This window comes from Sphaerisporangium cinnabarinum, from assembly GCF_055567015.1.
The window spans coordinates 36,778-49,266 of sequence record NZ_JBVHRG010000009.1; the positions used below are offsets into that span (position 1 = coordinate 36,778).

The 12,489-nt window shown below is 76.1% G+C and carries 16 protein-coding genes and 1 riboswitch; of the genes, 12 read left to right on the forward strand and 4 right to left on the reverse strand.

The window, feature by feature from the left end:
• Window positions 1–11: 11 nt before the first annotated feature.
• Entirely contained in the window at window positions 12–1,964 is a 1,953-nt protein-coding gene (locus ACZ4MO_RS13630; protein WP_222592409.1) for an AfsR/SARP family transcriptional regulator, read from the reverse strand.
• A 135-nt stretch (window positions 1,965–2,099) separates the two neighbouring features.
• On the opposite strand from ACZ4MO_RS13630, the gene ACZ4MO_RS13635 reads away from it, so the two are divergent.
• On the forward strand, window positions 2,100–2,972 hold the full coding sequence (locus ACZ4MO_RS13635; RefSeq protein WP_175009480.1) for an alpha/beta fold hydrolase: 873 nt from the start codon (window positions 2,100–2,102) through the stop codon (window positions 2,970–2,972).
• Between the two features lie 16 nt (window positions 2,973–2,988).
• Here the strand turns inward: ACZ4MO_RS13635 and ACZ4MO_RS13640 are convergent, their stop codons facing one another.
• Entirely contained in the window at window positions 2,989–3,618 is a 630-nt protein-coding gene (locus tag ACZ4MO_RS13640; protein WP_175009479.1) for a PAS and ANTAR domain-containing protein, read from the reverse strand.
• 219 nt (window positions 3,619–3,837) lie between these two features.
• Here ACZ4MO_RS13640 and ACZ4MO_RS13645 point away from each other — a divergent pair, with 219 nt between their 5' ends.
• From ACZ4MO_RS13645 to ACZ4MO_RS13695, 11 genes are all read left to right on the forward strand, one after another.
• The gene (locus ACZ4MO_RS13645; protein WP_175009478.1) at window positions 3,838–4,527 is read left to right on the forward strand and encodes an ANTAR domain-containing protein; all 690 of its coding nucleotides are present in this window, start codon (window positions 3,838–3,840) and stop codon (window positions 4,525–4,527) included.
• A 95-nt stretch (window positions 4,528–4,622) separates the two neighbouring features.
• Window positions 4,623–5,639, forward strand: a complete 1,017-nt coding sequence (locus ACZ4MO_RS13650; RefSeq protein WP_175009477.1) for a zinc-binding dehydrogenase — start codon at window positions 4,623–4,625, stop codon at window positions 5,637–5,639.
• Between the two features lie 87 nt (window positions 5,640–5,726).
• Window positions 5,727–6,671, forward strand: a complete 945-nt coding sequence (locus ACZ4MO_RS13655) for an N-acetyltransferase (RefSeq protein WP_175009476.1) — start codon at window positions 5,727–5,729, stop codon at window positions 6,669–6,671.
• Between the two features lie 2 nt (window positions 6,672–6,673).
• A riboswitch (guanidine-III (ykkC-III) riboswitch) is annotated at window positions 6,674–6,740 on the forward strand.
• A 13-nt stretch (window positions 6,741–6,753) separates the two neighbouring features.
• Window positions 6,754–7,068 (forward strand): DMT family transporter, encoded by a 315-nt coding sequence (locus tag ACZ4MO_RS13660; RefSeq protein ID WP_021482216.1) that lies wholly within the window; start codon window positions 6,754–6,756, stop codon window positions 7,066–7,068.
• Between the two features lie 2 nt (window positions 7,069–7,070).
• Complete coding sequence (locus ACZ4MO_RS13665; protein WP_175009475.1) at window positions 7,071–7,484, forward strand: SMR family transporter; 414 nt, start codon at window positions 7,071–7,073, stop codon at window positions 7,482–7,484.
• Window positions 7,485–7,620: 136 nt separating this feature from the next.
• Window positions 7,621–8,274 (forward strand): ANTAR domain-containing protein, encoded by a 654-nt coding sequence (locus ACZ4MO_RS13670; protein ID WP_175009474.1) that lies wholly within the window; start codon window positions 7,621–7,623, stop codon window positions 8,272–8,274.
• A gap of 52 nt (window positions 8,275–8,326) precedes the next feature.
• Window positions 8,327–8,833 (forward strand): hypothetical protein, encoded by a 507-nt coding sequence (locus ACZ4MO_RS13675; protein WP_114552902.1) that lies wholly within the window; start codon window positions 8,327–8,329, stop codon window positions 8,831–8,833.
• On the forward strand, window positions 8,830–10,059 hold the full coding sequence (locus ACZ4MO_RS13680) for a divalent metal cation transporter (protein WP_175009473.1): 1,230 nt from the start codon (window positions 8,830–8,832) through the stop codon (window positions 10,057–10,059). The genes ACZ4MO_RS13675 and ACZ4MO_RS13680 overlap by 4 nt, the downstream gene beginning before the upstream one ends.
• Window positions 10,056–10,496 carry a hypothetical protein gene (locus ACZ4MO_RS13685; protein WP_114552904.1) on the forward strand — a complete coding sequence of 147 codons (441 nt, stop codon included), beginning with the start codon at window positions 10,056–10,058 and terminating at the stop codon, window positions 10,494–10,496. The genes ACZ4MO_RS13680 and ACZ4MO_RS13685 overlap by 4 nt, the downstream gene beginning before the upstream one ends.
• Window positions 10,493–10,906 (forward strand): PRC-barrel domain containing protein, encoded by a 414-nt coding sequence (locus tag ACZ4MO_RS13690; RefSeq protein ID WP_114552905.1) that lies wholly within the window; start codon window positions 10,493–10,495, stop codon window positions 10,904–10,906. The genes ACZ4MO_RS13685 and ACZ4MO_RS13690 overlap by 4 nt, the downstream gene beginning before the upstream one ends.
• 114 nt (window positions 10,907–11,020) lie before the next feature.
• The gene (locus tag ACZ4MO_RS13695) at window positions 11,021–11,626 is read left to right on the forward strand and encodes an NAD(P)H-dependent oxidoreductase (protein ID WP_114552906.1); all 606 of its coding nucleotides are present in this window, start codon (window positions 11,021–11,023) and stop codon (window positions 11,624–11,626) included.
• Between the two features lie 10 nt (window positions 11,627–11,636).
• Here the strand turns inward: ACZ4MO_RS13695 and ACZ4MO_RS13700 are convergent, their stop codons facing one another.
• A complete protein-coding gene (locus ACZ4MO_RS13700; protein ID WP_114552907.1) occupies window positions 11,637–11,957 on the reverse strand; it encodes a metalloregulator ArsR/SmtB family transcription factor in 321 nt (106 codons plus the stop codon).
• Entirely contained in the window at window positions 11,954–12,439 is a 486-nt protein-coding gene (locus tag ACZ4MO_RS13705) for an SRPBCC domain-containing protein (protein ID WP_175009472.1), read from the reverse strand. Before ACZ4MO_RS13705 ends, ACZ4MO_RS13700 begins: the two co-directional genes overlap by 4 nt.
• Between the last annotated feature and the right edge of the window lie 50 nt (window positions 12,440–12,489).

The following is a 12,489-nucleotide window of genomic DNA, read 5'->3' on the forward strand; positions in this document are numbered from 1 at the left end:
GACGGCCGCTCCTACGACGCGCGGCGCCCGTCGAGCCGGTCGAGCCAGCCGCGGACGGGCCCGAGCGAGACCAGGCCCGACCCGGCCCCGGCGAGCTCGTCGGGGGTGCGGGCGAGCGCGCGTCGGGCCTGCCCGGCGAGGGAGCGGTCGCCGAGCCGCAGGGCGGTCTCCGCGCGCAGCGCCCACAGCAGCTCGCGCAGGTGGTCGGCGGGCGGCTCGGGCGCCGCGCGCGCGAGCCGCGCGGCGGCGTCGGGGCCGCCGGCGTCGAGCGCGAGCAGCGGCTCCGCCCACGGGGCGTACGGGCCAAGGTCGGCGGCCTCGATCCCGGCGAGCGGTCGCCCGTGCCGCATGCGCACGGTGAGGAGCGCGAGCGGGAGCAGCCCGTCGCGCACACCGGGCATGCGCACCCCGGCGAGCCGGTCGTCGGCGGCGCGGTACGCGCGCGCCGCGGCGTCGGGCGGGGCGGTCTCGGCGTCGCGCATCGCCCGGTACCAGGCGGTGAGCATCGGGACCACGGGTGACTCGTAGCCTGCCGCGACGTCCTCGGCCGCGGCGGCGTGGGCGTCGGCGTCGGGGAACCGGCCCGCGCCCGCCGCCGCCTGCATCCGGACGAGGTGGCCGAGGATCGCGAAGGTCGGGAGGTCGTGGTCCTCCGCCAGGGCGACGAGCTCGGCGCCGGTCCGGTCCCGCTCGGGACCGGCGCCCGGCCGCTGGAAGGACTGGAGGAACTGCGCGTTGAGCGCGAGCGCGAGCGTCGCCGGGTCGCCGAGGTCGCGCGCGATCCCGACGGCGTCCTCCGCCGCGGCCCACGCCCACGCGTCGCGCGTCCCGCGGTGCTCGATGCCGACCACCGCGAGCAGACGCGCGCGCAGCACCGGCGCCGCGCCCGGACCGAGGCGCCCCAGGGTCCGCCGCGCGACGCCGACGAGCGCGTCGGCCGCCACCGGGTCGTCGCTCCGGGTCCAGACGGCCGGGACGTCGTACGCGGTGACGGTCCGGGCGGCGAGCACCGGGTCGCCGGTCGCCTCGGCCGCGAGCGCCGCGGCGACGCGCTGCTCCTGCGCGGTCGCGAGGTGGTCGCCCCCGGCGACGGCGAGCGTGCGCGCGACGTCGACCGTCGAGCGCAGGTGCGTGCGCGAGCCGGTGGGGGCCGTGACGGCGAGGCGCGGCCCCGGCGTCGGGCCGTCGAGCGACGCCGCGTGGCCCAGCACGTCGCGCTCGAGCCGGACGAGCTCGGGGCCCGGGTCTAGGCCGAGCTCGTCGGCGAGGCGGCGGCGGGCGCGCCGCAGGACGTCGAGCGCGTCCGTCTGCCGCCCGTCGCGGTACAGCGCGAGCGCGAGCAGCGCCCACGCGTGCTCGCGCCACGGGTGCGCGGCGGCGTGCGCGTCGAGCACGACGACCGCCTCCGCGGCCCGGCCCTCGCCGAGCAGCGCGTCCGCGAGCAGCTCGACGGCGCGCGCGTGCACCTCGACGAGATGCCGGCGCTCGGCCCGGACCCACTCCCGCTCCGGCAGGTCGGCGTACGGCTCGCCGCGCCAGGCGGCGACGGCGTCCGCCAGCGCGCGCGTCGTGCCCGACGCCGCGTCCCCGGCCCCGGGAGACGCGCTCGCCCGGGCGACGGCCGCCTCCAGGCGCGCCGCGTCGAGCGCGTCGTCCGGGAGCCGCAGCGCGTAGCCGCCGTGCGCGGTGACGAGGACGCGCGGGGGCGTGCGCGGCGCGCGCCCGGGCTCCAGGCGCCGCCGCAGGTCGCCGACGAACGTCGCGAGCGCGCCGCGCCGGTCGCCCGTCCCCGCGCCGGGCTCGTCCCACAGGTCGTCGGCGAGGCGGTCGAACGGCACCGGGCGCCCGCGCGCGGCGGCGAGGCGCGCGAGGAGCTCGCGCTGGCGCGGTCCGCCGGGGTCGACGTCCGCGCCGTCGCGCAGCACGCGGACCGGCCCGAGCACCTCGACGCGCAGCTCCACCACCCCGCCATTCTCGCCGCACCGGGGCACTGATCGGACGGCACTGATCGGACACTGATCCGCGGCCCGAAGGATGGCGACGAGCCGGCCGGGCACGACCCCGGCACGGCCGAGAACCGCCCCGAGAGAGGACACCCCATGCACATCCCCGGCTTCGAGACCCGCACCGTCGAGGTCGCGCCCGGCGTCGCGCTGCGCGCCGAGACCGCGGGCGAGGGCACGCCCGTCGTGCTCCTGCACGGCTTCCCGCAGACGCGCCACATGTGGCGGCACGTCGCGACCGACCTCGCGCGCGACCACCGCGTCCTCGTGCCCGACCTGCGCGGCTACGGCGAGAGCGCGAAGCCCGCCGCCACGACGCCCGACGTCTACGCCAAGCGCACCATGGGCGCCGACGTCGTCGCGCTCGCCGACGCGCTCGACGTCGACCGGTTCGTCCTCGTCGGCCACGACCGCGGCGCGCTCGTCGCGTTCCGCGCGGCGCTCGACCACCCCGACCGCGTGAGCCACCTCGGCATCCTCGACGTGGTGCCCACGCTCGACACGTGGGCCGTGCTGCACGGCGTGGACGCCGCCGTCGCGTTCCACCTGTACCTCATGGCGCAGCCCCCGGGCCTGCCGGAGACGATGATCCGCAACAGCGCCGACGCGTTCTTCGGGTCCTTCCTCGACGCGTGGACGCAGGACCCGGCCGCGATCCCCGCCGACGTGCGCGCGCACTACCTCGCGTCGAGCCGCGACGCGGTCGACTCGATCGTGGCCGACTACCGCGCGACCGCGACGGTCGACGTCGAGCACGACCAGGCGTCGCTCGACGCGGGCGACCGGCTCGCGATGCCCGTCGCCGTGGTGCAGCAGGACTGGGGCGCGCAGCTCGGGTACGACGCCGCGGGCGTCTGGCGGCGCTGGGCGCCCGACCTCGAGCACCTCACGACGACGGCCGGCCACTTCCTGGCGGAGGAGGCGCCGGGAGACGTCGCCGCGGTCGTCCGGTCGCTCGCGCGGCGCTGACCGTCCGGCCCGGCGCCTACCGCAGGAGGGACACGACGCGCCGGGCCCGGTCCGGGCTCGGCACGGTGCCCTCCTCGACGACCCGCCGGGCGAGCTCCCGGAGACGCACGTTGCGGTCGTTCGAGACGCGCTTGAGGAGCCCGAACGCCTGCTCCGTTCCCACCCCGAGCGCGGCGGCGACGACGCCCTTGGCCTGCTCGATCGGCCCGCGGCTCCGGGCCGCGGCCGCGATGTCGCGCTGGGCCTGCTGCTCCGCCCGGTCCCGGACGGCGACCGTCACGTCGACGAAGCTGCCCATCAGCTCGACGAGCCGGCCGGTGTCGCGGTCGCGGCGGCCGTGCCCGACGAGCACGAGGACCCTCTCCCCGCCGCGCGCGTCCATGATGCGGTGCATGCTCGAGAACGGCTCCCCGTCGACGCGGGCCCGCTCCAGCAGGTCGCGGACGCGGTCGCGGTCGTCGGGGTGCTTGTGGGCGAGCACGAGCGACGTCGTCGGCACGACCTCCCCGGGCTCGAAGCCGTGCAGGCGGTACGTCTCCGGCGACCACCACCAGGCGTCGGTCGCGAGGTCGACCCGGAACTGCCCGGGCGTCGCGCCGTCGCCGAGCGAGACAGGGTGCAGCGGTGCGGGGTTCTCCACGGACATGGGTCGTCTCCGTCGTCGTTCAGCGGGGTGGTGAGCCAGGTCCAGACTCGACTCCGGGGACTCTAGCCCGGCGTCGGTTTCCTGCAACCGGTCCGGGGACTGCCCGTGACGGAGCGCGTCGGAGCGTCGGCCCGCCGCCGACGAGCGAGTGCGGGGTGCGCTGTCAGACTGACCGTGCGCGAGGGAGGGAGGCACATCGTGGGCGCCGCGCCGGATCTGTTGGAACTGCTCTCTCGCGCGCTCTCCCGGGCCGACCGCAGCCTCCCCCTGGCCACGCGGTTGTGCCAGGCGTCCGCGACCGTCCTCGGAGCCCGGAGCGCGGCGCTGACCGTCGCGCCGACGGCGGACGACCGGCTCACCGTGTCCACGGCGGACGGCCTCGCGGCTCGGATCGAGGGGCTGGGCGAGGTGATCGGCGAGGGCCCGGTCCAGCGCGCCCTCTCGGAGGACCACATCGTCGTCAGCGGGGCCGACGACGGCCGCGACGAGCACGACTTCCCCGTCTTCTCCCACGCGGTCGAGGCGATCACGGGCCCGGGCGCGTACCACGCCGTGCCGATGCACGCGGGAGGGCGGGTCGTCGGCGTGCTGAGCCTCGTCACCTCCTCCCGGACGCTGGCGCGGGGGCCGGAGGACGTGCAGCTCCTCGCCGACACCATCGGGCTCTCCCTGCTGGGCGACCTGGACTCGTTGGACTGGGCGCCCCGCGCGGAGGTCCACCAGGCGACCGGCATGGTCACCGCCCAGCTCCGCATCCCTCCCGGCGACGCGCTCGCGGTGCTCCGGGCGCACGCCTACGCCCGGTCCACGACGCTCGACGACGTCGCCGAGGAGGTCGTCACGAGGCGGCTCAGCTTCGCCTACGACGAGGAGCACGCCGTCCAGACGCTCCGGACCGACGACGGCTGACCTCAGGCTCTCGACGGCCGCACAGGCCCCGCGCCACCGGTCGCCGTAGGCTCGACGACGTCCCGACCGCCACCCGCCCACCCCGAGGAGCCCCCGTGCGCGCGACCGTCATCCACACCCCGTACGACGTCCGCGTGGAGCGGCGCGACGACCCGCGCCTGCTCGCGCCGACCGACGCGATCGTGCGCGTCGAGGCCGCGTGCGTGTGCGGGTCGGACCTGTGGACGTACCGCGGCGTCAACCGGGTCGAGCACCCCGTCGCGATGGGGCACGAGTACGTGGGCACGGTCGAGGAGGTCGGCGCGGACGTGCGGACCGTGCGCCCGGGACAGCTCGTCGTCGGGTCGTTCTTCGCGTCCGACAACACGTGCCCGATCTGCCGGGCCGGGTACCAGACGTCGTGCGTGCACCGGGAGCCCGTGCGCGGCGCCCAGGCCGAGCTGCTGCGCGTCCCGCTCGCGGACGGGACGCTCGTCGCGACGCCGGAACGCCCCGACGACGACCTCCTGCCCGGCCTGCTCACGGCGTCGGACGTGCTGGGGACCGGGTGGTTCGGCGCCCGTGCGGCCGAGGCAGGCCCGGGCAAGACGGTCGTCGTGGTGGGCGACGGCGCCGTCGGGCTGCTCGCGGTCCTCGCCGCCGCGCAGCTCGGCGCCGAGCAGGTGATCGCGATGAGCCGGCACGCGCCGCGCCAGGAGCTCGCGCGCGCGTTCGGCGCGACGGAGGTCGTCGCGGAGCGGGGCGACGAGGGCGTGGAGCGGGTCCGCGAGCTGACCGACGGGCTCGGCGCGCACAGCGTCGTCGAGGCGGTGGGCACGCAGGACTCCATGAACCAGGCGCTCGGTGCCGTCCGTGCGGGCGGGCACGTCGGGGTCGTCGGGCTGCCGCACGGCGTCGACCTCCCGGCGGTCGACATGTTCTACCGGCACGTGCACTGGTCCGGCGGGCCCGCGCCCGTGCGCCGGTACCTGCCCGAGCTGCTCGACCTCGTGCTGGAACGGCGCATCGACCCCGCGCGCGTGTTCGACCTCGAGGTCTCGCTCGACGACGCGGCCGAGGGCTACGCCGCGATGGACGAGCGGCGCGCGATTAAGGCGCTGCTGCGCCCCTGACGGTGGGCGACCGCGGCTGCTAGGGTGCCCGCATACCGCATCGCGTGGCGGCCTTCCCAGCTCATCACTTCGCCTGGAGGCAGCCGCATGTCTGCACGTCCCCGTGTCCGGACCTTCCGTCGCGACGACCGCGACCAGCTCACGGACCTCGTCAACTCCCACCTCTCCGCCGTCGTGCCGGGCGCGCGGCTCTCGGTCAACAGCGTGCTCGGGAGCCTGGAGCGCCAGCCCGACGAGCACGTCGTCGACCCGTGGGTCGTCGAGCGCGCGACGTTCGTCGTCGAGTCCCGGCACCGGGTGGTGGGCGCCGCGCACCTGCACCGGTTCACGGCCGGGCCGGAGGCGAGCGACGACTACCGCGACGCCGGCCTCGTGCAGTGGCTCCTCGTCACGCCGCCCGACGACGAGGGCCTGGAGCAGTCCGCCGAGGCCCGCGCGGCCGCGGACGCGCTGACGGCCGCGTGCCACGCCCAGCTCGCCGCGTGGCAGGTGCGCGTGGCGTACGCGGACGGGCAGCTCCCGTTCGCGGGCGTCTACGGGGTGCCGGAGCAGTGGCCGCACGTCCGCGAGGCCCTGGAGCGCGCGGGCTTCCGTCCCGGAGAGCACGCCGAGACGGTGCTGCTCGCCCCGACCTCGGCGCTCCCCCGCGCCGTCCCCGTGCCGGACGGCGTCGCCCTGCGGCGCACGCTCGGCCCCGGCGGGGGCGTGCGGTTCACCGCGCACCGCGGCACGGAGACGGCCGCGTACGTCGAGATCGACACGACCCTCGGCCGCGCCGAGCGGCAGGCCGCGACGGGAGGCACCGCCGAGCTGGTGGACCTCGCGCCCGGCCCGGGGGCCGACGACGCCCTGCTGGCCGGGGTGCTGGCCGAGGCCCGAGCGTGGCTCGAGCTCGCCGGGGTGCACCGCGTCCTGGTCGGCACGGACGCGACGGACCACGAGGAGATCGCGCAGCTGCGCGCCTGGGGGTTCCGCGAGCTGACGACCGTGAGCCGCGGCTGGCGGCTGGCGGCGCCGAATGTGGTACGTTAGTACCAGAGTTGCGTCGAGGTAGCTCTGCGGACGAGGGAGCAGTACCCGCACGGACAAGACTGACTCAGAGGGGTTGCTTGTCATGGCATGGCTCGTCCTGGTCCTCTCGGGCCTGCTCGAGGCGGTGTGGGCCACCGCGCTCGGAGCGTCGGAGAACTTCCGCCGCTGGCGCCCGACCGTCGTCTTCTTCGTCGCCATGTCGCTGAGCATGGTCGGTCTCGCCTGGGCGATGACCACGCTCCCCACCGGGACCGCGTACGCGGTGTGGGTCGGGATCGGCGCGACGCTGACCGTCGTCTGGGGCTTCGTCACGGGCAAGGAGCGCGCCACCGTGGCGCGCGTCGGCCTGCTCGTGCTGCTCGTGGGCTCCGTCATCGGGCTCAAGGCGGTGAGCTGACCGTGCCGTGGATCATCCTGCTCGTCAGCGCCGTCTTCGAGGCCGTCTGGGCGACGGCGCTCGGCACGTCCGACGGGCTGTCCGTGCTCGGGCCGTCCGTCGTCTTCTTCGTCGCGCTCGCGCTCAGCATGCTCGGCCTCGGCTGGGCGACCAAGCACATCCCGATCGGCACCGCATACGCGGTGTGGGTCGGGGTCGGCGCGGCGCTCACCGTCACCTACGCCATCCTCACGGGCGACGAGTCCGTGAGCGTGGGCAAGGTGGTCTTCATCGCCGGGATCATCGCCGCGGTGGTGGGCCTCAAGCTCGTGCCGTCGCGCCCGGGGCGGGCGGCCGAGAGGGCTCCCGACCCGGTGGCCGACGCGTCGGCCAGATCTGCGCAGGCGCCCGCGGGAACCGCGCGGCACCGCCTGTAGCGCTGCGCCGGGCCGCTCCGCCGCGCCCCTGAGCACGCGATTCGTCGCTCGGGGGCGCGGTGCGGGAGCATGTGCGCCGGGGCGACGGGGTCATGCAGCGGCCCGGACGCCGCCCTCGAGGCCGCAAGGAGCAGAAGTGAACGGTTCGGCCGACGCCGTCCTCTCGACGTGGGTGCCCTCTCCCGGCGCCGTCGCCGCCGGGGAGTTCCGCTACTACCCGGACGAGGACAGGTGGTGGTGGTCGGACCCGCTCCTCGAGCTGTTCGGCTACTCCCCGGGTGAGGTCGTCCCCACGACGGAGCTGCTCCTGTGGCACCACCGCGCCACGGGCAAGGACCGGGAGCAGACGCTCACCGCCATCGCGCGCGCGGTGTCCGGCGAGGCGCCGGTCCAGGTGCAGATCATGCGGGACGCGAGGGGCCGGGAGCGCGCGGTCGTCGTGCTCGTGGACGTCGCCTGGACCGACCCGACCCGCGTACCTGTCGCCCGGGGCGTCGTGCTGGACGTGACGAGCGTCGTCGGCGTGGGTGCACGGGCCCAGGCGAACGAGCAGATCGGCCTGTGGGCACAGTCCCGCGCCGCGATCGAGCAGGCCAAGGGCATCATCGCGCTCGCCTACCGCGTCACCCCCGACGCCGCGTTCGCGTCGCTCCGCCGCTCGTCGAGCCTCGCCAACGTCAAGGTGCGCGACATCGCCGAGTCGATCGTCGCCGTCGCGCAGGACCTGCCGGTCGGGGTCGACCCGCGCCCGGCGCTCGACCGCGTGCTCGCGGGCGTCCAGGCCGCCTGACCGCCGTCCCGTCCGGGTGCGGGCCCCCCGGAGCAGCGGCACCATCGCTGACGTGGGACGTCGTGCGCGCATCACCCGGTCCGGGGCCGCGCTCGGGCTGCTGCTCGGGCTCGCGCTCGGCACGACGGCGGGCTGCACCGTGAGCCGGCAGGAGCCGGGCCAGGCGACCGCCGCCGTCGCCGACGCGGTCGCGCAGGCCGGGTCGGCGGTCGAGACGACGCGGCTCACCGTGCGGCTGCTCGACGCCGACCGCGTGACGACGCCCGTCGCGGACGCCGCCGTGCTCGACCAGGTCCGGGTCCTCGAGGAGTCCACGACCGCCCTGACCACTCTGGTACCGCCGGACGACGTCTCGTCCGCGCAGCGCGACGCGGGCCTCGCGGCCGTCGCCGACGCGACGGCCGAGGTCGTCACCGCGCGCGCGTGGGTCGCACGGGAGGCGGGCGGCGACCTGTCGGCCGCCGGGGCGGTGCCGCTCACGGCGTCCGAGCTCCAGGCCGACCTCGCGCGCGCGGCCGACGACCTCGACACGGTGCTCGCCCTGGCGGGTGGCGCGTGAAGCAGCTGCTCGGTGTCGCGCTCGGCATCCTCACGGCGATCGGCGGGTTCGTCGACATCGGCGACCTCGTCACGAACGCCGTCGTGGGGTCGCGGTTCGGGCTGTCGCTCGTGTGGGTCGTGGTCGTGGGTGTCGTCGGGATCTGCCTGTTCGCGTCGATGTCGGGTCGCGTCGCGGCGGTGAGCGGTCGCGCGACGTTCGAGATCATCCGCGAGCGCCTCGGCCCGCGGGCGGCGGGCGTGAACCTCGCGGCGTCGTTCGCGATCAACCTCCTCACGCTCACCGCCGAGATCGGCGGCATCGCGCTCGCGCTGCACCTCGCGAGCAGCGTCGAGCCGCGGCTGTGGATGCCGGTCGCGGCGTTCGCCGTCTGGCTCGTGCTGTGGTGCGTGAAGTTCCAGGTGATGGAGAACGTCGCCGGCCTGCTCGGGCTGCTGCTCGTCGGGTTCGGGGTCGCGCTGTTCCTGCTGGGGCCGGACTGGGGTGAGCTGCTGCGCCAGGCGGTGCCGCCGTCGCCGCCCGCGACGGAGCACGTCGCGACGTACTGGTACTACGCCGTCGCGCTCTTCGGCGCCGCGATGACGCCGTACGAGGTGTTCTTCTTCTCCTCCGGCGCCGTCGAGGAGGGCTGGACCGCGAAGGACCTCGCGCAGAACCGGGTCAACGTGCTCGTCGGGTTCCCGCTCGGCGGGCTCCTGTCGGTGGCGATCGCCGCGTGCGCGGCCGTCGTGCTGCTGCCCGCGGGCATCGAGGTGTCGTCGCTGTCGCAGATCGTGCTGCCCGTCGCCGAGGCCGGGGGGACGCTCCTGCTCGCGGTGGTGATCGTCGGGATCGTCGCGGCGACGTTCGGCGCCGCGCTCGAGACCGCGCTGTCCAGCGGGTACACGCTCGCGCAGTACCTCGGCTGGTCGTGGGGGAAGTTCCGCCGCCCGGCGCGCGCCGCACGCTTCCACCTGACGATGGTCGTCGCGCTGCTGCTCGCCGTGGCGATCCTCATGACGAGCGTCGACCCGGTGGCGGTCACCGAGATGTCCGTCGTGTTCTCCGCGGTCGCGCTGCCCCTCACCTACGTGCCGATCCTCCTCGTGGCCAACGACCCGGAGTACATGGGCGAGCACGTCAACGGGCGCGTGACCAACGCGCTCGGCATGGTCTACCTGGTGATCGTCGTCGTCGCGGCGGTGGCGGCGGTCCCCCTGATGATCGCGACGGGAGCAGGGTCATGAACCGCGACGACTCCGTGCCGACCGGGGTGCGCCTCGTGGACGCGCGCCTGCACCTGCTGAGCCGCCAGGTGCTCGACGTCGACGGCGAGCCGGTCACCACCGTCGACGACCTGGAGCTCGTCGCCGCGCCCGCCGGGGACGACGACGCGCCCGACCGCTCGCCGGACGACCGCCCGCGGGACGCGGTGCCCGGCGAGCCGGCGGAGGTCGGCGCGGTCCTCACCGGCCCGGTGCTCGTGACGCGCCTGCTCGGCGGCCGACCGCCCGCGTCCCGCTGGGAGCGGGTGCCGTGGTCCGACGTCGGGCACGTGGGCACGGCGCTCGAGCTCACCGTCCGCGCGGACTCGCTCGACCTGCACTGGACCGAGGACTGGCTGCGCGAGCACGTGGTCGGCCGCGTCCCGGGGGGCCGGCACGACCCCGAGGAGGGGTCGTGATCCTCGGCGACCTGCTCGACGCGCGCGTCCTCGGGCCCGACGGCGAGGACCTCGGGTTCCTCGTCGACGTGCGCCTCGCGCTCGACACGCTGCCCGACGACGCCCCGCCCGCGGGCGGGGCCGACCCCGACGACGCGCACCGCGAGGACCGGGCGCTGAGCGAGCAGGTGCGACGGCGCAGCCGCGTCGGGCGCGCGCGGGTCGTCGGGGTCCTCGTGAGCCCGCGGACCGGGTCGTCGTTCCTCGGGTACGAGCGCACGGGCGTCACGGCGCCGTGGCCGGTGCCGCAGCTCGTGCGGCGCCGGCACCGCGGCACGTTCCTCGTGCCGTGGGACGACGTCGCCGCCGTCGGGCGGGGCGAGGTCCGGCTCGCGCAGGGCTACCGGCGCCAGGACGCCGCCCTCCCCTGACGACGCCGCGCGTTGCGAGCGCCGCGCGGCCCCGTGACGCTGGACGGGACGGTGGAGCCAGCCGCCGCCGGCCGTCCCGGGCGGCACGACCGCCCGGCGCCACGGGAGGACCCCATGAAGGCGCTTTTCGTCAGCTGCACGCTCAAGAGCTCCCCGGAGCCGTCCAACACCGAGGCGCTCGGGCGCGTGGTCGCCGAGGCGCTCCAGGACCGCGGGGTGGAGGTCGAGCACGTCCGCCTCGTCGACCTCGCCGTGCCGCCCGGCGTCGTCACCGACGTGGGCGAGGGCGACGAGTGGCCGCGCGTGCACGAGCGGCTGCTCGCGTCGGAGATCCTCGTGGTCCTCACGCCCACGTGGCTCGGGCGCCCTTCGTCGCTCGCGCAGCGCGTGCTCGAGCGCATGGACGCGATGATCTCCGAGGAGGGGCCCGAGGGGATGCCGGTCGCCTACAACCGGGTCGCGGGGGTCGTGGTCACGGGCAACGAGGACGGCGCGCACCACGTCATCTCGGAGGTGAGCGGCGCCCTCGCGGACATCGGCTACACGATCCCGGGCCAGGCGTGGACCTACTGGAACCAGGGCCCGGGCCCCGGGCCGGACTACGTCCAGACCGGTCACGGCCACGAGTGGGCGCGCGAGACGGGGCGCCTCATGGCGCACAACCTGCACGCCGTCGCGGCGGCGCTCGCGGCGCACCCCGTCCCCGCTCCCGGCTCCTGACCGACGGCCCCTACGACTCCGCGATCCGCTTGATCGCCGCGAGCCGGCGGTCCCACGCCGCCCCGATGGCTTCGAGAGCGCGCGCGGTCTCGCCGAGCCGGGTCCCGACGGCCCGGTGCCGGACCTCTCGTCCCACGCGGACGGACTCGACGAGCCCGACCTCCGCGAGCACGGCGAGGTGCTTCGCGATGGCCTGACGGCTCACGGGGAGCCGCTCGGCGAGCGCGGACGCCGAGAGGTCCGCGCTGCCGAGCTCCTGGAGGATCCGCCACCGGGTGTCGTCCGCGAGCGCGGAGAACACCGGCGCGAGCTCCGTCGACGCTGCGCTCACGCGTGCCCGCCCTCGCCCGCGAGCGCGCCCTCGAGCAGCTCGACGAGCTCGTCGAGCTCGCTCGTCCACCCCTGCCGGTGGCTCTCGAGCAGCTCGTCGGGGTCGGCGGCCCGCTCGAACCCCGTCTCGACGACGTGCAGGACGGTCGTCGGCCCCTGCGGCTCGAGCGTGAAGCGCGCGACGGTCGACGTCGTCTCGTCCAGGGGCTGCCCGACCGGGGTCCCCCACCGGAAGGCGAGCGTCGTCGTGGGGTCGTACTCCTCGATGCGCACCTGGACGTCGGGGACGTCGGGCCAGCTGAACACGCCCTCGCCGCCGACGCGCAGGTCGGGCAGGGAGGTGCGCCGCCCGAACCAGCGGCTGATGAGGTCCTCCTGGGTGAGCGCCGCCCAGACGCGGGCGGCCGGGGCGTCGATCGTCACGGTCCGGGTGACGGTGTACGACGCCGTGTCGACGACGGCCGGCTCGTTGGTGGTGGTCATGGTGCGTCCTCTCCGTGGGGAAGGTCTTGCTGTGCAACTCCACGGTTGCA